Source organism: Halopseudomonas xiamenensis (genome assembly GCF_014219065.1).
In the GTDB taxonomy this organism is placed as follows: domain Bacteria; phylum Pseudomonadota; class Gammaproteobacteria; order Pseudomonadales; family Pseudomonadaceae; genus Halopseudomonas; species Halopseudomonas xiamenensis.
The window spans coordinates 83,241-102,115 of record NZ_JACLGO010000003.1; the positions used below are offsets into that span (position 1 = coordinate 83,241).

Annotated in this window: 13 protein-coding genes; 5 read left to right on the plus strand and 8 right to left on the minus strand. The window is 61.9% G+C overall.

Annotated elements, in window-relative coordinates; all coding sequences use genetic code 11:
- Positions 1-12: 12 nt before the first annotated feature.
- Positions 13-369 (minus strand): RidA family protein, encoded by a 357-nt coding sequence (locus H6X51_RS02955; RefSeq protein ID WP_185266022.1) that lies wholly within the window; start codon positions 367-369, stop codon positions 13-15.
- Positions 344-1,642, minus strand: a complete 1,299-nt coding sequence (locus H6X51_RS02960; RefSeq protein ID WP_185266023.1) for a D-amino acid dehydrogenase — start codon at positions 1,640-1,642, stop codon at positions 344-346. Before H6X51_RS02960 ends, H6X51_RS02955 begins: the two co-directional genes overlap by 26 nt.
- A 139-nt stretch (positions 1,643-1,781) precedes the next feature.
- Between H6X51_RS02960 and H6X51_RS02965 the strand changes: the two genes are divergently transcribed.
- Complete coding sequence (locus tag H6X51_RS02965; RefSeq protein WP_105645686.1) at positions 1,782-2,273, plus strand: Lrp/AsnC ligand binding domain-containing protein; 492 nt, start codon at positions 1,782-1,784, stop codon at positions 2,271-2,273.
- 54 nt (positions 2,274-2,327) lie between these two features.
- On the opposite strand, the gene H6X51_RS02970 is transcribed toward H6X51_RS02965, so the two are convergent.
- A complete protein-coding gene (locus H6X51_RS02970) occupies positions 2,328-3,566 on the minus strand; it encodes a CaiB/BaiF CoA transferase family protein (protein WP_185266024.1) in 1,239 nt (412 codons plus the stop codon).
- A gap of 240 nt (positions 3,567-3,806) precedes the next feature.
- Here H6X51_RS02970 and H6X51_RS02975 point away from each other — a divergent pair, with 240 nt between their 5' ends.
- Positions 3,807-4,961 (plus strand): acyl-CoA dehydrogenase family protein, encoded by a 1,155-nt coding sequence (locus tag H6X51_RS02975; protein ID WP_185266025.1) that lies wholly within the window; start codon positions 3,807-3,809, stop codon positions 4,959-4,961.
- 218 nt (positions 4,962-5,179) lie between these two features.
- On the opposite strand, the gene fadA is transcribed toward H6X51_RS02975, so the two are convergent.
- The 3 genes from fadA to H6X51_RS02990 form a co-directional block, all read right to left on the minus strand.
- Positions 5,180-6,355, minus strand: coding sequence for an acetyl-CoA C-acyltransferase FadA (gene fadA / locus H6X51_RS02980; protein ID WP_185266026.1), 1,176 nt, complete (start codon positions 6,353-6,355; stop codon positions 5,180-5,182).
- A gap of 30 nt (positions 6,356-6,385) precedes the next feature.
- On the minus strand, positions 6,386-8,533 hold the full coding sequence (gene fadB / locus H6X51_RS02985) for a fatty acid oxidation complex subunit alpha FadB (RefSeq protein ID WP_185266027.1): 2,148 nt from the start codon (positions 8,531-8,533) through the stop codon (positions 6,386-6,388).
- 239 nt (positions 8,534-8,772) lie between these two features.
- Positions 8,773-9,216 carry a hypothetical protein gene (locus H6X51_RS02990; protein WP_185266028.1) on the minus strand — a complete coding sequence of 148 codons (444 nt, stop codon included), beginning with the start codon at positions 9,214-9,216 and terminating at the stop codon, positions 8,773-8,775.
- Between the two features lie 378 nt (positions 9,217-9,594).
- On the opposite strand from H6X51_RS02990, the gene H6X51_RS02995 reads away from it, so the two are divergent.
- Complete coding sequence (locus H6X51_RS02995; protein ID WP_185266029.1) at positions 9,595-10,035, plus strand: universal stress protein; 441 nt, start codon at positions 9,595-9,597, stop codon at positions 10,033-10,035.
- A 238-nt stretch (positions 10,036-10,273) separates the two neighbouring features.
- On the opposite strand, the gene H6X51_RS03000 is transcribed toward H6X51_RS02995, so the two are convergent.
- Complete coding sequence (locus H6X51_RS03000) at positions 10,274-12,190, minus strand: ATP-binding cassette domain-containing protein (RefSeq protein WP_185266030.1); 1,917 nt, start codon at positions 12,188-12,190, stop codon at positions 10,274-10,276.
- A gap of 226 nt (positions 12,191-12,416) precedes the next feature.
- On the opposite strand from H6X51_RS03000, the gene H6X51_RS03005 reads away from it, so the two are divergent.
- Positions 12,417-14,363, plus strand: coding sequence for a transglycosylase SLT domain-containing protein (locus H6X51_RS03005; protein ID WP_185266031.1), 1,947 nt, complete (start codon positions 12,417-12,419; stop codon positions 14,361-14,363).
- A gap of 61 nt (positions 14,364-14,424) precedes the next feature.
- On the opposite strand, the gene nfuA is transcribed toward H6X51_RS03005, so the two are convergent.
- Positions 14,425-15,009: a Fe-S biogenesis protein NfuA gene (nfuA, locus tag H6X51_RS03010; RefSeq protein WP_185266032.1), complete on the minus strand. Its 585-nt coding sequence runs from the start codon at positions 15,007-15,009 to the stop codon at positions 14,425-14,427.
- Positions 15,010-15,177: 168 nt separating this feature from the next.
- On the opposite strand from nfuA, the gene metH reads away from it, so the two are divergent.
- Positions 15,178-18,870, plus strand: a complete 3,693-nt coding sequence (gene metH / locus H6X51_RS03015) for a methionine synthase (RefSeq protein ID WP_185266033.1) — start codon at positions 15,178-15,180, stop codon at positions 18,868-18,870.
- The last annotated feature ends 5 nt before the right edge of the window (positions 18,871-18,875 follow it).

Below are 18,875 nucleotides of genomic sequence, written 5' to 3' on the forward strand. Positions count from 1 at the left end.
AGTCGAGCCGCCTTATTCACGCAGGGCGGCGATAACTGACATTTCCACCAGAATGTCCGATTCGCACATTCCGGCCTCCACTGTGGCCCGCGCCGGGGCTACACCCTCGGGCAGCCAGCGATCCCACACGGCATTCATGCCGGCGAAATCGCGCTCGATATCCTTCAGATAAATAGTTACTGAAAGAATATGCTCCTTGTCACTGCCCGCCTCGGCGAGCAGCTTCTCGATTTCCTGCAGCGTTTCCTCGGTCTGCTGCTCGACACCTGCCTCCATGCTTTCACCCACCTGGCCTGAAAGATAGACAGTGCCCTGGTGGATGACGATCTGGCTCATACGCCGATCAGTGTGCAGTCGCTGGATGCGCATGCTTGTGTGTCTCCTTGTTATTGCTGTAGCGGGAAATGGCCAGCCCTTCGGTGCTGATCTGCGGTGTTTTCTTCGCCAGCAGATCCGCCAGCAGCCGGGCCGAGCCACAGGCCATAGTCCAGCCCAGGGTGCCGTGCCCGGTGTTGAGGAACAGATTCCGGTAGCGGGTCGGGCCGATGATAGGAGTGCCGTCCGGTGTCGCTGGACGCAGACCGGTCCACAGATCGATGCTCGAGGTGTCCGCCCCTTCCGGGAACAGATCCTGAACGATCATCTTCAGGGTCTCGCCCTTGCGCGGATCGATCTTCAGATCATAGCCGCGAATCTCCGCCATGCCACCGACACGGATGCGGTTATCGAAACGGGTAATCGCCACCTTGTAGGTTTCATCGAGCATGGTCGACACCGGTGCCATGTCGGGGTTGGTGATCGGCACGGTGATCGAATAGCCCTTGAGCGGATAGATCGGCGCCTTGATGCCCAGCGGCGCAAGCATCTGCGGACTGTAGCTGCCGAGTGCCAACACGTAATTGTCCGCGGTCTCCAGCTTGCCGTCGATCCACACGCCGTTGAGACGGTCACCGGCATAGTCCAGACGCTCGATGTTCTGGTTGAAGCGGAACTCCACCCCCAGCTCACGGGCCATTTCGGCGATGCGGCGGGTGAACATCAGGCAGTCACCGGTCTGGTCATTGGGCAGGCGCAGGCCGCCGGTCAGCTTGTGCGCGACCTTGGCCAGGGCCGGTTCGGCGCCGGCCAGGGTGTTGCGGTCCAGCAGCTCATAGGGCACGCCCATCTGCTCGAGCACAGCGATGTCCTTGGCGGCGCCATCGAGCTGGGCCTGGGTGCGGAACAGCTGGGTGGTTCCGCGCTGACGCCCCTCGTACTGGATACCGGTCTCGGCGCGCAGCTCGTCCAGGCAGTCACGGCTGTACTCGGACAAACGCACCATGCGTTCCTTGTTCACCGCATAACGGGCGGTGGTGCAGTTGCGCAGCATGCGTGCCATGAACAGGTACTGATTGATATCGGCGGTCGGCCTGATCGCCAGCGGCGCATGCTTCTGCATCATCCACTTGATCGCCTTCAGCGGCACACCCGGTGCAGCCCAGGGCGAAGCATAGCCGGGCGAGATCTGACCTGCGTTGGCAAAGCTGGTTTCCTCAGCCACGGCAGGCTGACGATCGACCACGGTCACCTCGAATCCTTGTCGGGCCAGATAATAGGCACTCGCGGTGCCAACAACCCCACTACCAAGAACCAGAACACGCATATTCAAACTCCTCGCCCACCGGGGCCAATCACGTTGGACCGGATTATAGGAGAGCCGCTGCAGTTGATTTCACTGTTTAATCCGCTATATTTGGCGCTAAGTCCCGTGCAATTAGCCAAAGGTCTAGGCAGATCCCCCAATGAGAACCAAACATAGAGCCCAAAGAGAACTGGATCGCATAGATCGTCAGATCCTCCGCGAACTGCAGGCTGAAGGCCGTCTTGCCTTCACTGAACTGGGTGAGCGGGTTGGCTTGTCGACCACTCCATGCACTGAGCGGGTCCGTCGCCTTGAACGCGAAGGGGTCATCATGGGCTACAGTGCCCGTCTCAACCCTGAACACCTGCAAGCCGGCCTGCTGGTGTTTGTGGAAATAAATCTGTCCTACAAATCCGGTGATATCTTCGAGGAATTCCGCCGTGCCGTGCTCAAGCTGCCCCACGTTCTGGAGTGCCATCTGGTATCCGGCGACTTCGACTACCTGATAAAGGCGCGCATCAACGAAATGGCGTCCTACCGCAAACTGCTCGGCGACATCCTGCTGAAGCTGCCCCATGTCCGCGAATCGAAAAGCTACATCGTCATGGAGGAAGTGAAGGAGTCGCTGGCACTGCCGATTCCTGAACAATGACGGTCATGCCCTTGCCATGGAAGCAGCATGACCGACTTTCATCCAAAGGATAGTTCAGCTTGAGGGAGATTGCTCGATAATGCCCAGCGCCTTGAGCCCGGCCAACTGCTCGTCGCTCAGCCCAAGGCGTTCACGCAGTACCGCATCGGTGTCTTGGCCCAGCATGGGCGCCGGCCGCTGGTACTCCACCGGCGATGCCGACAGCTTGATCGGACTGCCGACCATGCTGAACTGCGGATTCAGCGGGTGCGGCATGTTGACCAGCATGCAGCGAGCCTGGATCTGCGGCTCCTCCAGCGCCTGGGCAATATTGTTGATAGCCCCTACCGGCACCTTCACCGCATGAATCGCCGTTACCCACTCATCGGCGGTAGCGGTGAGGAAGTGCTCCGCGAGTATCGCCACCAGCTCCTTGCGATGACTGACCCGGTCGGCGTTGCGTACGAAGCGCGGATCAGCGGATAACGCCGGCAGGCCGATCACCTGGCATAGCGCGACAAACTGGCTGTCGTTGCCGCAGGCAATGATGAAGTCCCGGTCGGCGGCGCGGAATACCTGGTACGGCACTATGTTGGCGTGAGCATTGCCGTAGCGTCCCGGCACCTTGCCGGAAGCCAGGTAGTTCATGCTCTGGTTGGCCAGGGTAGCAACCTGCACGTCCAGCAGCGCCATATCACAATACTGCCCTCGCCCGGTCTTCTGCCGGTCGATCAGCGCCGCCTGGATGGCGATGGTCGCATACAGCCCGGTCATCAGGTCAGCAAAGGCCACCCCGGTCTTCTGCGGCCCCCCACCCGGCAGGTCGTCCCGCTCACCGGTGATGCTCATCAGGCCACCCATGCCCTGGATGATGAAGTCATAACCCGGCTCAGCTGCACGCGGGCCGGTCTGGCCGAAGCCGGTAATCGAGCAGTACACCAGCCGCGGATTTAGCGTCGACAGGCTCTGGTAGTCCAGCCCATAACGCGCCAGCGAACCGGCCTTGTAGTTCTCGATCAACACATCGCAATCAGCCACCAGCGCACGTACCAGTTCCTGGCCCTGCGACGTTGCCAGGTCTACCGCCACGGACTGCTTGCCACGATTGGCGGACTGGTAATAGGAGGCTTCGGCCGTCCACTGCCCTTCGCTATCCTTCATCCACGGCGGCCCCCAGCCGCGGGTGTCATCACCGCTGCCGGGGCGCTCGATCTTGATAACTTCCGCCCCCAGGTCCGCAAGAATCTGGCCGCACCAGGGCCCGGCCAGCACTCGACTCAGATCCAGCACGCGTATTCCCGTCAATGCACCCATCTATTCGTTCCTGTTCATGAGATAGCGGCCCCGCAGGCCCGCACGCCCCTGCGGAGCGGATTTGCCAGCATGATAAGTATCCATTGCGGTTGGGTAAAGCATGGCTTGGCGGACCGAACATGACCACTGACAGCAGCTCGTGATTTCGCCTGGCGGTATTGGATTTTGATTTATTGATAATTACCGTGCGCCAGAGCTAACATACCAGGCATCGCCCAGCGCACCGAACCAGGAGAAAACATGATTCGTGACCCGGAAACCCTGCAGATACTGTTGGACTCCATCCGCCAGTTCGTGACCCACGAGCTGATCCCCCGCGAGGATGAGGTCGCTGAAACGGACCAGATTCCGGCCGACATCGTCGAGCAGATGAAGGCCATGGGTCTGTTCGGCCTGACCATCCCCGAGGAGTTCGGTGGCCTGGGCGTGACCATGGAGGAGGAAGTCAACATCGCCTTCGAACTGGGACGCACCTCCCCTGCCTTCCGTTCCTATATAGGCACCAACAACGGCATCGGTTCCATCGGCATCCTGCTCGATGGCACCGAGGAGCAGAAAGCTCATTACCTACCGAAGCTAGCCGCAGGCGAGTACCTCAGCTCGTTCTGCCTGACCGAGCCCGACTCCGGCTCCGATGCCGCCTCGTTGAAGACCACCGCGGTACGCGACGGTGACAGCTATGTGCTCAATGGCACCAAGCGCTTCATCACCAACGCCCCGCACGCCGGCATCTATACCGTCATGGCCCGCACCAACCCGGATATCAAGGGCGCTGGCGGTATCAGTTCGTTCATCGTCGAGCGCGGCACGCCGGGCCTGACCATCGGCAAGCCGGATCAGAAGATGGGCCAGAAAGGTGCGCATACCGCCGATGTCATTTTCGAGAATGTGCGGATACCTGCCGCCAACCTGATCGGTGGCAAGGAAGGTGTCGGTTTCAAGACCGCCATGAAGGTGCTGGACAAGGGCCGCCTGCACATCGCCGCCCTGTCGGTCGGTGCCGCCGAGCGCATGCTGGATGACTCGTTGCGCTATGCCGTGGAACGCAAGCAGTTTGGTCAGCGCATCGCCGACTTCCAGCTGATCCAGGCCATGCTGGCCGATAGCAAGGCGGAGATCTACGCCGCCCGCTGCATGGTACTGGACGCCGCGCGCAAGCGCGACGAAGGGCTGAACATCAGCACCGAGGCTTCCTGCGCCAAGATGTTCGCTACCGAGATGTGCGGCCGCGTAGCCGATCGTGGGGTGCAGATCCATGGTGGCGCGGGCTATATCAGCGAGTATGCCATCGAACGCTTCTATCGCGACGTGCGCTTGTTCCGCCTGTATGAGGGCACTACACAGATCCAGCAGGTGATCATCGCCCGCAATATGATCCGCGAAGTCGAGGACTGAGTCAGCCCGGGGTTGTCGAGCGCCTCGGGCCGCGATCGGACTCGACGACTGCTTTCTGCACCGCCGAAGCAGGCGTAGCGCAGGCGCGCTACACCCCCTAGATTCCGACCAGCACGGCCACCGGGTTGTCGAGCGCCTGCTCGACGACAAAGATAGCCACAAACGAGAAAGCCCCGCCAGATCGCTCTGGCGGGGCTTTTTCTATCAAGGCTCGGCTATCAGACCCGTTCGAAAACGGTGGTGATACCCTGCCCCAGACCGATACACATGGTCGACATGCCGATGGTGCCGCCATTCTGCTTCATCACGTTCAGCAGGGTGCCGGAGATACGGGCACCGGAGCAGCCGAACGGGTGACCCAGGGCGATGGCGCCGCCGTGCAGGTTGACCTTCTGGTCCATCTTGTCCAGCAGTTTCAGATCCTTGAGCACCGGCAGCGCCTGTGCAGCGAAGGCTTCGTTCAGCTCGACGTGATCGATATCATCGATGCTCAGACCAGCGCGCTTGAGCGCCTTCTTGGTCGCCGGAACCGGGCCGTAACCCATGATCGACGGATCGCAACCGGCCACGGCCATGGAACGGATCACCGCCATCGGCTCGACACCCAGCGCCTTGGCCCGCTCGGCGGACATGACGATCATGCAGGAAGCACCATCGGTGATCTGCGAGGAGGTGCCCGCCGTCACAGTCCCACCTTTCGGGTTGAACGCAGGACGCAGCGCGGCCAGGCTTTCCAGGGTGGTCTCCGGACGGATGGTCTCATCCTCGGTGAACACGCGCAGGAAGCCGTCCTCGTCGTGGCCTTCCATCGGGATGATTTCATCCTTGAAGTTGCCCTCAACGGTAGCCTTGTGCGCCAGCTGGTGCGAACGCACACCGAACTGATCCTGCTGCTCGCGGGTAATGCCGTGCATCTTGCCGAGCATTTCCGCGGTCAGGCCCATCATGCCGGCGGCCTTGGCCGCATACAGCGACAGCGCCGGGTTCGGGTCGACACCATGCATCATGCCAACGTGACCCATGTGCTCGACACCACCGATGACGAACACATCACCGTTGCCGGTCATGATCGCCTGGGCGGCGGTATGCAATGCGCTCATGGACGAGCCACACAGGCGGCTGACGGTTTGTGCCGCGCTGGTGTGCGGGATTGGCGTCATCAAGGATGCCATGCGGGCGATGTTCCAGCCCTGCTCCAGGGTCTGGTTGACGCAGCCCCAGATAACATCTTCGACTTCCGCCGGATCGATCTTCGGGTTGCGCTCCAGCACACCGGTAATCAGCTTGGCAGACAGGGTTTCGGCACGGACATTGCGGTACATGCCACCCTTGGAACGGCCCATCGGGGTGCGGCCGAAGTCGACAATTACAACGTCTCTCGGATTGAGGCTCATAAATTCACTCTCGCTCTGTACGTTCCGCGGTTAACCGAAGAATTTCTTGCCGGTGGCGGCCATTTCACGCAACTTCTCAGTCGGGTGATACATCGGACCGAACTCGGCGTATTTGTCAGCCATGGCCACGAACTCGGCCACCCCAATGGTATCGATATAGCGCAGCGCGCCGCCCCGGAAGGGAGGGAAACCGATACCGTAGATCAAACCCATGTCGGCGTCGGCAGCGGATTCGACGATGCCATCTTCCAGGCAGCGTACGGTTTCCAGGCACAGCGGCACCATCATGATCTCGACGATTTCCTCATCGGTCAGCTCACGCTGCTCCAGCACCACCGGCTTGAGCAGTTCGTAGGCTTCGGGATCGACCACTTTCTTCGGCTTGCCCTTCTTGTCCACTTCATAGGCATAGAAGCCCTTGCCGGTCTTCTGACCCAGACGGTTGGCTTCGTACATGACATCGACCGCGGTCTTGGTCTTGTCCGCCATGCGATCCGGATAACCTTCGGCCATCACGTCACGGCCATGGTGACCGGTGTCCATGCCAACCACGTCCATCAGGTAGGCCGGGCCCATCGGCCAGCCGAATTTTTCCATCAGCTTGTCGACGCGCTGGAAGTCCGCACCCATGCCGATCAGACGGGCGAAGCCACCGAAGTACGGGAACAGCACGCGGTTGACCAGGAAGCCCGGGCAGTCATTGACCACGATCGGCGTCTTGCCCATTTTCTTGGCGTAGGCAACGGTTGTCGCCACGGCCTTCTCGCTGGACTTCTCGCCACGGATAACCTCAACCAGCGGCATCATGTGTACCGGGTTGAAGAAGTGCATGCCGACGAAGTTTTCCGGACGCTTGAGCGCCTGGGCCAGGTAGGTGATGGAGATGGTCGAGGTGTTGGAGGCGATGATGGCATCTTCCTTCACATGCTGCTCGACCTCGGCCAGTACTGCGTGCTTGACCTTGGGGTTTTCCACCACGGCTTCGACTACGATGTCGACGTTGCCGAAGTCACCGTAGGACATGGTCGGACGAATGGCGTTCAGCGCTGCAGCCATCTGTGCGGGCTTCATGCGGCCCTTCTCGACGCGCTTGCCGAGCAGTTTGGCGGCCTCGTCCAGACCCAGCTGGATACCCTCTTCGCGGATATCCTTCATCAGGATCGGCGTGCCCTTGGAGGCGGACTGGTAGGCGATACCGCCACCCATGATGCCGGCGCCCAGCACCGCGGCCAGCTTCACTTCTCCAGCCTGCTTGTCGTACTTCTTGGCCTTGTGCTTGAGTGCCTGGTCGTTCAGGAACAGGCCGACCAGCGAGGCGGCAACACTGGTCTTGGCCAGCTTGGCGAAACCGGCGGCCTCGACTTCCAGAGCCTTTTCACGACCGTGGTTGGCCGCTTTCTGAATGGTCTTGATGGCTTCGACCGGTGCCGGGTAGTTCGGGCCGGCCTGGCCGGCAACGAAACCCTTGGTGGTTTCGAAGGCCATCATCTGCTCGATGGTGTTGAGCTTGATCTTTTCCAGCTTGGGCTGGCGCTTGGCGCGGAAATCCAGCTCGCCGGCAATGGCGCGACGTACCAGATCCAGCGCGGCGTCGCGCAGCTTGTCGTCGGCGACCACAGCATCGACCGCACCCACTTTCAGTGCGTTGTCGGCACGCTGTTCGGCACCACCGGCGATCCACTCGACAGCGTTATCGACACCAATCAGGCGCGGCAAGCGCACGGTACCACCGAAGCCGGGGTAGATACCCAGCTTGGTTTCCGGCAGACCGATCTTGGTGCTCTGGGCCATGACCCGGAAGTCGCAGGCCAGACACATTTCCAGACCACCACCCAGCGCCAGGCCATTGATGGCGGCAACCGTGGGCACGTTCAGGTCTTCGAAAGCGTTGAAAATGCGGTTGGTTTCCAGGTTGGCAGCGACCAGCTCTTCTTCGGACAGCTGGAAGGCGTGAACGAATTCGGTGATATCGGCGCCGACGATGAATACGTCCTTGCCGCTGGTGACGATGACGCCCTTGATGCTGCTATCGGACTGGATCTTGTCAACGGCCGCCTTGAGTTCGGCGAGGGTGGCCTGATTGAACTTGTTGACCGACTCGCCCTGCAGATCGAATCTGAGTTCGGCGATGCCGTCTTCAAGGGTTTGAACCGTGATGGCTTTACCTTCGTAAATCATCAACTGATCTCCACGCTGTGAAAGCACATGAGAAACACTATCCAGCCCGGTTGCCGGATGGTGTCATGATAGTTCCCGACTGCATTGGAATACTGCCTGCCTGGCAAAATTCATACGCTCGTTTGATTCGGGTACGCACACCTTTATGGAAAACCGCGCCGTTGTCAATCTGCCGAACGCAGATGGCCACAAAAAACACCCGGGCACGACACCCTCGGGCATAGCCATCAAAGCCGCTGTCAGCGGCTCGGCACAGCGTTTTTCAACGGCTGCAGGGCAGCGACCAGTTGCTGCAGCACTGCCAGGTCATCCGGCTCGCGCCAGTACACCACCACCGACAGGCTCTGCCGATCGACACCCATGACCTGCTCCGGCAGTTGCTGCAACACCTCGCTACAGTTCGGTGTGGCAGCAGAGCCATTCAGCCAGTGCCAGCCATCCGCGGTGCGCCGGCAGCTGAACTCGTTCTCCAGCGGGCAACGCTCCAGTGGCATGCGATAGGCGATGCAGCCGGCCAGTTGATTGACTTTCTGCGCCTCGCGCAGCCACTCCACGGCCAGCCCCTGCTGCCTGGCCTGCTCACGCAGGCGCTGCAGATGACGCTCGCGGCCACGCGGCATGAGCTTGAACAGATTGGACACCAGTACCGCTGCCACCAGGCCGACTATTACCCAGGTCAACATCTTTACAACCCCGTTTGGATGGAAAACCAGTATTTGATCGGCCGCCAGTCATTCACTGTAGACCTGTTCGCAAAGACTGTTAGGGCCTATTGTCGCTTCATCGCCAGCCGCGTTGCGCGTCAAATCTCGCCAGGCTAGGCGTGGGACGCAGGCAATGGTCATTCCCTTGCCAAGTCCCACAACGACGCATGGCGAGATTTGACGCACAACCCGAAGGGCCGGGCCTGTTTTTGCGCGATGCTGCGTTACTCGTCGTTCATTTGGAATGACCAAATTTCTCTCCTCGCGCCTTGCCTCGCGCAAAAACAGGCGCCGGCGCGGCTTGCGATGAAGCGACAATAGGCCCTAAGATCAGCGAAAAACAAGGAGAGAACCTGCATGCTCTATTCACATGTGCTGGTGGCGATAGATCTGATCGACGAATGCCGCGCCGTTGCCGATCACGCCCGACAACTGGCCCAGGCACTGGACGCCAAACTGACCATCGTCCACGTGGTCGAACCGCTGGCGATGGCCTATGGCGGCGACGTGCCCATGGACCTGTCCATGCTGCAGCAGCAGCAGTTCGAACAGGCCCGCGAACGCATGCAACTGTTCGCCGGCGATTATGGCCTGCCCGAACAGCAGCTGCAGATCGCCTTTGGCCATCCCCGCCAGGAAATCCACCGGGTCGCCACCGAATGCGGTTGCGACCTGATCGTGGTTGGCAGTCATGGCCGCCACGGCCTGGCCCTGCTGCTCGGCTCCACCGCCAATGATGTACTGCATGGCGCTCCCTGCGATGTCATCGCGGTACGTCTGAAGAAGACCGCCAGCTGATCAGTGCGCGGCCGGCTGCTCCCCACTCCCAACCTTGTGGGAGCCGCGCCTCGCGGCGATGGGGCTGGCCGGCTGCTTAGCTTAGGTACTGAGGGACCCTCTACACCCCCGTCATCCTTCGCGAAGGCGAAGGATCCACAGGCCGCTCCGCGTTCACCCGAGCCATGGATCCTTCGCCTTCGCGAAGGATGACGGGTTTTGCGTGTATAAGATGAGGTCAGGGCAACGGCGTTCGCCTTCAGCCAGCCATTTCCTCCAGCTCGGCCCAGCGCTCCAGGGCCTGGTCGAGCTCGGCCTGCTTGCTTTCCAGGGCCGCCAGCACCGGCGCGGTCTGCTCGTGGGGCTGCTGGTAGAACTGTGGATCGCTGGCCTGCTGCTGCAATGCCTGCAGCTCTGCTTCCAGTTGCTCCAGCAATGCCGGCAACGAGTCCAGTTCGCGCTGCAGCTTGTAGCTCAACTTGCTCTTCGCCGGCGCTGCCTTGGCCGGCTTGACTGGTTCCGCCGCGGCTGGAGTTTCGGCCGGCTTGCTCTCGACATCATCCCCCCATTCCGCCAGTGACTCGACCCGCCCGCCCTGGCGTAGCCAGTCGGCGTAACCGCCGATATATTCGCGGACATTGCCCTGCCCTTCGAACACCAGCGTGCTGGTCACCACGTTGTCAAGGAAGGCCCGGTCGTGGCTGACCAGCAGCACGGTACCGTCGAAGCCGGCCAGCACCTCCTCCAGCAGCTCCAGGGTCTCCACGTCGAGATCGTTGGTCGGCTCGTCCAGCACCAGCACGTTGGCCGGCTTGCTGAACAGACGCGCCAGCAGCAGTCGCGCCCGCTCGCCACCGGACAGTGCCTTGACCGGCGTCCGTGCCCGTTCCGGCGAGAACAGGAAGTCGCCCAGATAGCTGATCACGTGCCGCCGCTCGCCATTGATCTCGATGAAATCGCGGCCCTCGGAGACGTTATCGATCACGCTCCGCTCCAGTTCCAACTGGCCGCGCAACTGATCGAAATAGGCCACTTCCAGCTTGGTGCCATGCTTGACGCTGCCACTGCTTGGCTGCAACTGACCGAGCATCAGCTTGAGCAGGGTACTCTTGCCCGATCCGTTATTGCCGATCAGGCCGATACGGTCGCCACGCAGCACGTGGGTGCTCAGGTCACGAACCAGCGGCGGCTGTCCCGGCCAGGCGAAGCTGACCTGCTCCAGTTCGATTACCCGCTTGCCGGAAGCGTCGGCGGTTTCCAGCTGGAAGCTGGCCTTGCCCTGACGCTCGATACGCCCGGCCCGTTCTTCGCGCATCGCCTTGAGTGCCCGCACCCGACCCTCGTTACGGGTACGCCGAGCCTTGATGCCCTGGCGAATCCAGGCTTCCTCCTGGGCCAGCTTCTTGTCGAACAGCGCGTTGGCGGTAGCCTCGGCGGCCAGCTGTTGCTCCTTGTGCTGCAGGAAGCTGCGGTAATCGCCCTGCCAGTCGATCAACTGGCCACGGTCCAGCTCCAGGATGCGGGTGGCCAGCGCCTGCAGGAACTGACGATCGTGGGTAATGAACAGCACCGCGCCGCGGAACTCCAACAGCGCCTGTTCGAGCCAGGCGATGGTGTGGATGTCCAGGTGGTTGGTCGGCTCGTCGAGCAGCAGGATATCCGGCTCGGCCACCAGTGCCTGGGCCAGCAATACCCGGCGACGCCAGCCACCGGACAGTTCCGACATGCTCTTGTCCGCTGGCAGGCCAAGGCGTGTCAGGGTGGTTTCCACCAACTGGTTCAGCCGCCAGCCATCCTTCGACTCCAACTGGTGCTGCACCTGCTCCAGCCGCGCCAGCTCGGCCTCGCCCATGTCCCCGGTGACCAGGGCGTGATACTCGGCAAGCAGCTCACCAACACCCGCCAGGCCGGCGGCGACCACATCGTAGACCTTGGCCGCGCCCGCCTCGGGCAGTTCCTGGGGCAACTGGCCGATCTTCAGCCCCGGCGCGAACCACAGCTCGCCCTCATCGGCGGCCTGGTCACCGGTGACCAGACGGAACAGGCTGGACTTGCCAGCGCCATTACGGCCGATCAGACAGACACGCTCACCGCGATCGAGCTGAAAGCTGACCTTGTCGAGCAGCGGGTTCAGACCATAGGCCAGGGACACGTCGGTAAAGGAAAGCAGAGCCATATCACACCTTTTGTTGATTCAGGCCGGCATTCTACCTGCCGGCGCCGATAGCTGCATTAATCGGCGTGCCAATGGCGATGATCGCCAGGAAGCATCGTGTAACGCCTCCATCATCAGTCACCACTTTGAAGCCGTCAGCCAAACAGCTAAGCTGAGCCCAATCGGAGCCGGCCAACCGGCAATCCCCTTATCTACCAGCCTTATGCCCATCAGGGCGGGATGATCGATGCTGCAGCAGTTGAAACGACACCTGATCAAGACCACCAGCCTGCTGTGCGGCGCCCTGCTGCTGACCAGCCTGCCGGCACAGGCAGACCGCCTGAGCGAACAACGCCGCCAGTACGACCAGGCGCAGAGCGCCCTGGCCCGCGGTGACCATGCCCGCTTCCAGTCGCTCAAGGCCGGTTTGAGCGACTATCCGCTGTATCCCTATCTGTTGCTGGAATCCCTGCGCAAGCGCCTGGACCATGCGCCGCACCAGGAAATAGAGCAGTTCCTCACTACCCATGGCGACCTGCCCGCTGCCCGCAGCCTGAAGAACAGCTGGCTCAAGCGTCTGCTCAAGGAGCAGGACTGGTCACGCCTGCGCCGGCATGTGGACCAGGACAGCCTGACAGCCGAACTGGAGTGCCCGCTGGTCATGCAGATGTGGCACGAAGGCCAGAGTGCCCAGGCCATGCAACGCGCGCGGGAGCTGTGGACCGTTGGCCAGTCCCAACCCAAGGTCTGCGACCCGCTGTTCCAGCGCTGGATCGCCGCCGGCGGCCTGACCGAGGACGTCGCCTGGGAACGCATGCGCCTGGCTCTGCTGCATCGCCAGGATGGGCTGGCCAAGTACCTGACCCGTTATCTGCCTGACCAGAGTGCGCTGGCCGAACGTTTCGTCGCTACCGCCGTCAACCCCAGGCTGCTGAACCAATTCAGCCAGTATCAGCCCGGTGCCGGCCAGCCGGCGGAGAAGCTCACCGAGATGGTCACCGTCGCCCTGCGCCGCCTCGGTCGGGATGACGCCGAAGCGGCACTGGCGCTATGGCCGCATTATCAGCAACTGCCGTTCACCGACGAACAGCGTCTGGCACTGACCCGGGATATCGGCGTGCGCCTGGCGCGCCGGTACAAGCCCGAGGCGCTGGCGTTCATGGCAGCCAACGACCCGCAGATGCAGGACGATACCGTCACCGAATGGCGCGCCCGCCTGGCGCTGCGTACCGGCCACTGGCATAGCGTCCAGGACCTGACCCGCAGCATGCCGAGCAACCTGCAACAGCAGAGCCGCTGGCGCTACTGGCAGCTGCGCAGCAGCCAGCTGGCCCAGACCGACACCGGCGAGCTGACCAGCGAATATGCGCAACTGGCCCGCGAGCGCGACTTCTATGGTTTTCTCGCCGCCGAGCGCAGCCGTATGCCCTATGCCACCAATCACCAACCGGTACCGGTCGATCCACGCGCTGCTGCGCGGGTGATGGATACCGCCGGCATCATCCGCGCGCGGGAATTCTTCGCCCGCGGCGACTACCTGGATGCCCGCCGCGAGTGGTATCACGCCGAGCGGCTGTTCAGCCGCGAAGAACTGATAGCCCAGGCCAGCCTGGCCCGGCAGATGGACTGGTACTTCCCGGCCATTCGTGGCATCAGCAAGGCGCAGCACTGGGACGACCTGGAGATCCGCTTCCCACTGGCCTACCGTGAACCCATCATCGAGCAGGCTCGGCTGCGCCAGCTCAACTCGACCTGGGTCTACGCCATCACCCGCCAGGAAAGCGGTTTCATGACCGACGCCCGCTCCCATGCCGGGGCCATGGGGCTGATGCAATTGATGCCGGCCACCGCCCGGGAAACCGCCCGCCGCTACAACATCCCCCTGGGTAACGCCAACGAGGTACTGCAGCCCGAACGCAACATCGCCCTCGGCACCGCCTACCTGTCGCAGTTGTACGGGCAGTTCCAGGGTAACCGGGTACTGGCCTCGGCCGCCTACAACGCTGGCCCCGGCCGGGTCCGCCAGTGGACCAGGGACATGCCGGCGCTACCCTCGGACATCTGGATCGAAACCATCCCCTTCGACGAGACCCGCGCCTATGTGCAGAGCGTGCTGACCTATGGGGTGATCTACGGGGAGAAGCTGGGCATCCAGCAGTCGGTGATGGAGCAGCACGAGCGTTATATCGAGTGAGCTGAAAGTCGTCGCGCAGGCGCGCGACAACCCGGAGGGCAGCGCATCGGGGCGCTGCCGATCAGTAGTAAGCGTGTTCCTTGACCGAGTGGTCGGTCACGTCACGCACCCCGGTGATTTCCGGAATACGCGCGATCAGGGTCTTCTCGACGCCTTCCTTGAGTGTCACATCGACCATGCCGCAACCCTGGCAACCGCCACCGAACTGCAGCACGGCAATACCACCCTCGACCACATCGATCAGCTTGATCTCGCCACCATGGCTGGCCAGGCCGGGGTTGATCTCGGTCTGCAGCAGGTAATTGATGCGATCGTTCAGCGGGCTGTCATCATTGACCATCGGCACCTTGGCATTGGGCGCCTTGATCGTCAGCTGGCCGCCCATGCGGTCGGTGGCGTAGTCCACCACCGCCTCTTCCAGGAACGGCTCACTGGTCGCATCGACCCACACACGGAATGCCTCCAGCGCGATCACCGTGTCCTCAGCCTTCTCCTCGCCGGGTTTACAGTAGGCGATACAGGTTTCAGCGTAAGGGGTACCGGGCTGGGTAATGAACACACGGATACCGATACCGTCTGTGTCCTGCTTGGATAACAACTCCGCCAGATAGCTCTGGGCAGCCTCGGTAAAGTGAATGCCTGCCATGAAATGCCTCTTGGTCTATGACGTAATGCGTGTATTGTACGGGAACTGCATCAGCGAATAAAGTCCCACCGTTTCACTCGGTTATTCCCGCAAATACCATTGCCGTTCAGTGTTCCCCCGCCGTCTGGTAAGATGAGCGGCTTTTCACCATGCCTTTGCGGAGTTTTCATGTCTGACCTGACCACCCGTTTGACCGCCCTGAATGAGGCTCTGCGCCAGCGCATCCTGATACTCGACGGGGGCATGGGCACCATGATCCAGAGCTTCAAGCTCGAGGAAGCCGACTTCCGCGGCGAGCGTTTCGCCGACTGGCCCCAGGACGTCAAGGGCAACAACGACCTGCTGATCCTCAGTCGCCCGGATGTGATCGCCGATATCGAACGCGCCTACCTGGATGCCGGCGCCGACATCATCGAGACCAACACCTTCAACTCCACCCGCGTCTCCCAGGCCGACTACGGCATGGAAGAGCTGGCCTATGAGCTGAACCTGGAGGGCGCACGCATCGCCCGCCGCGTCTGCGACGAGAAAACCGCCCAGACCCCGGACCGCCCGCGCTTCGTCGCCGGGGTGCTGGGGCCAACCAGCCGTACCTGTTCGCTGTCGCCGGATGTCAACAACCCCGGCTACCGCAACATCACCTTCGATGCGCTGGTGGACAACTACAGCGAAGCCACCCGCGGCCTGGTCGAGGGCGGTGCCGACCTGATCATGATCGAGACTATCTTCGATACGCTCAACGCCAAGGCGGCGATCTTCGCCGTGCAGGGTGTCTTCGAGGAGCTGGGTGTCGAGTTGCCGATCATGATTTCCGGCACCATCACCGACGCCTCCGGGCGCACGCTGTCCGGCCAGACAACCGAGGCCTTCTGGAACTCGGTACGGCACGCCAAGCCGATTTCCATCGGCCTGAACTGTGCGCTGGGGGCCAAGGAGCTGCGCCCGTACCTGGAAGAACTGTCGAGCAAGGCCGACACGCACGTCTCCGCCCACCCCAACGCAGGCCTGCCGAATGCCTTCGGTGAATACGACGAGACTCCCGAGCAGACCGCCGAGCTGGTCGGCGAGTTCGCCGCGGCCGGCTTCGTCAATATCGTCGGCGGCTGCTGCGGCACCACCCCGGAACATATCCGCGCGATCGCCGAGGCGGTGAGCAAGCATCCGCCACGGCAGATTCCGGACATTCCCAAGGCCTGTCGCCTGTCGGGCCTGGAGCCCTTCACCATCGACCGCAACTCGCTGTTCGTCAACGTCGGCGAGCGCACCAACATCACCGGCTCGGCGAAGTTCGCCCGACTGATCCGCGAGGACAACTACACCGAAGCGCTGGAAGTTGCCCTGCAGCAGGTCGAGGCCGGTGCCCAGGTGATCGACATCAACATGGACGAAGGCATGCTGGATTCGAAGAAGGCCATGGTGACCTTCCTCAATCTGATCGCCGGCGAGCCGGACATTTCCCGGGTGCCGATCATGCTCGACTCGTCCAAGTGGGAAGTGATCGAGGCCGGTCTCAAGTGCATCCAGGGCAAGGGCATCGTCAACTCCATCTCGATGAAGGAAGGCGTCGAGCAGTTCAAGCAGCATGCGCGCCTGTGCAAACGCTACGGCGCTGCCGTGGTGGTGATGGCCTTCGACGAGGTCGGCCAGGCCGACACCGCCGCGCGCAAGCAGGAAATCTGCAAGCGCTCCTATGACATCCTGGTCAACGAGGTTGGCTTCCCGCCGGAAGATATCATCTTCGACCCGAATATCTTCGCCGTCGCCACCGGTATCGAGGAGCACAACAACTACGCCGTGGACTTCATCGAAGCCTGCGCCTATATCCGCGACCACCTGCCCTATGCCCTGACCTCCGGCGGGGTGTCCAACGTGTCCTTCTCGTTCCGTGGCAACAACCCGGTACGCGAGGCGATTCACTCGGTATTCCTCTACTACGCGATCCAGAACGGCTTGACCATGGGCATTGTCAACGCCGGCCAGCTGGAAATCTACGACCAGATCCCGACGGACCTGCGCAACAAGGTCGAGGACGTCATCCTCAACCGTAACGCCGGCGCCACCGAAGCGCTGCTGGCTATCGCCGAGGACTACCGCGGCGACGGTGCAGTCAAGGAAGTCGAGAATGAGGAGTGGCGCAGCCTGCCGGTGGAAGAACGTCTGTCACATGCACTGGTCAAGGGCATCACCACCTTCATCGTGGAAGACACCGAGGAGTGCCGCCAGCAGGCAGCCCGACCGATCGAGGTGATCGAAGGCCCGCTGATGGCCGGCATGAACGTGGTCGGCGACCTGTTCGGCTCGGGCAAGATGTTCCTGCCGCAGGTGGTCAAGTCCGCCCGGGTGATGAAACAGGCAGTGGCCCACCTGATTCCCTTCATCGAGGAGGAGAAAGGCGACAAACCCGAGGCCAAGGGCAAGATCCTGATGGCCACGGTCAAGGGCGATGTGCACGATATCGGCAAGAACATCGTCGCCGTGGTGCTCGGTTGCAACGGCTATGACATCGTCGACCTGGGCGTGATGGTGCCGGCAGACAAGATCCTCAAGACCGCCATCGAGGAAAAGTGCGACATCATCGGTCTGTCCGGGCTGATCACCCCGTCACTGGACGAGATGGTGCATGTCGCCCGGGAAATGCAGCGCCAGGACTTCCAGCTGCCACTGATGATCGGCGGCGCCACCACCTCCAAGGCGCATACTGCGGTGAAGATCGATCCGCACTACAAGAACGACGCCGTAGTCTACGTCACCGACGCCTCACGCGCGGTGGGTGTGGCCACCACCCTGTTGTCGAAGGAACTCAAACCGGACTATGCCAGCAAGATCCGTGAAGAATACGCCATGATCCGCGAGCGTACCGCCAACCGCGCGGCACGCACCGAGCGCCTGAGCTATGAAAAGGCCCTGGCTGCCGGCCCGCAATTCGACTGGAGCGACTACACCCCGGTCACCCCCAGCTTCCTTGGCCGCAAGGTGCTGGAGGACATAGACCTGAAGGTGCTGGAAGACTATATCGACTGGACGCCGTTCTTCATCTCCTGGAACCTGGCCGGCAAGTATCCGCGCATCCTGCAGGACGAGGTGGTTGGCGAAGCGGCCACCTCCCTGTTCAACGATGCCCAGACCCTGCTGCGCAAACTGATCGATGAGAAGCTGATCCGCGCCAAGGCGGTATTCGGTTTCTGGCCGGCCAACCAGGTCGAGCATGATGACATCCAGCTGTACGACCAGCAGGGTCAGCCGACGCAACGGCTGCACCACCTGCGCCAGCAGATCGTCAAGACCGATGGCAAGCCCAACTTCTGCCTGGCCGATTTCGTCGCCCCGACCGACAGCGGCATCACCGATTATGTCGGCGGCTTCATCACCACCGCCGGGATCGGTGCCGAAGAGGTGGCCAAGGCCTACCAGGACGCCGGCGACGATTACAACTCGATCATGGTCAAGGCATTGGCCGACCGCCTGGCGGAGGCCTGCGCCGAGTGGCTGCACCAACAGGTGCGCAAGGAATACTGGGGCTATGATCCGGAAGAGGCGCTGAGCAATGACGACCTGATCCGTGAGCAGTACAAGGGCATCCGCCCTGCCCCCGGCTACCCGGCCTGCCCGGACCACACCGAGAAAGGCACTCTGTTCGAGTTGCTGGACCAGGATGGCGACAGCAGTGTGACCCTTACCGAGCACTACGCCATGTTCCCCACGGCGGCGGTCAGCGGCTGGTACTTTGCCCATCCCAAGGCCCAGTATTTCGCCGTGGGCAAGATCGACAGGGACCAGGTCGAGAGCTACAGCCAGCGCAAGGGTCAGGATATCGAGACCAGCGAACGCTGGCTGATGCCGAACCTCGGCTACGACGTCTGATAGCG

Bases quoted from the DNA above. Each gene is read 5' to 3' on its own strand.
- fadA (WP_185266026.1), bottom strand. From the start codon at position 6,355: ATGAGCCTCAATCCGAGAGACGTTGTAATTGTCGACTTCGGCCGCACC.
- H6X51_RS02955 (WP_185266022.1), bottom strand. From the start codon at position 369: ATGCGCATCCAGCGACTGCACACTGATCGGCGTATGAGCCAGATCGTC.
- H6X51_RS02995 (WP_185266029.1), top strand. From the start codon at position 9,595: ATGCTCTATTCACATGTGCTGGTGGCGATAGATCTGATCGACGAATGC.
- H6X51_RS03005 (WP_185266031.1), top strand. From the start codon at position 12,417: ATGCTGCAGCAGTTGAAACGACACCTGATCAAGACCACCAGCCTGCTG.
- H6X51_RS02960 (WP_185266023.1), bottom strand. From the start codon at position 1,642: ATGCGTGTTCTGGTTCTTGGTAGTGGGGTTGTTGGCACCGCGAGTGCC.
- metH (WP_185266033.1), top strand. From the start codon at position 15,178: ATGTCTGACCTGACCACCCGTTTGACCGCCCTGAATGAGGCTCTGCGC.
- H6X51_RS02975 (WP_185266025.1), top strand. From the start codon at position 3,807: ATGATTCGTGACCCGGAAACCCTGCAGATACTGTTGGACTCCATCCGC.
- nfuA (WP_185266032.1), bottom strand. From the start codon at position 15,009: ATGGCAGGCATTCACTTTACCGAGGCTGCCCAGAGCTATCTGGCGGAG.
- H6X51_RS03000 (WP_185266030.1), bottom strand. From the start codon at position 12,190: ATGGCTCTGCTTTCCTTTACCGACGTGTCCCTGGCCTATGGTCTGAAC.
- H6X51_RS02970 (WP_185266024.1), bottom strand. From the start codon at position 3,566: ATGGGTGCATTGACGGGAATACGCGTGCTGGATCTGAGTCGAGTGCTG.
- H6X51_RS02965 (WP_105645686.1), top strand. From the start codon at position 1,782: ATGAGAACCAAACATAGAGCCCAAAGAGAACTGGATCGCATAGATCGT.
- fadB (WP_185266027.1), bottom strand. From the start codon at position 8,533: ATGATTTACGAAGGTAAAGCCATCACGGTTCAAACCCTTGAAGACGGC.
- H6X51_RS02990 (WP_185266028.1), bottom strand. From the start codon at position 9,216: ATGTTGACCTGGGTAATAGTCGGCCTGGTGGCAGCGGTACTGGTGTCC.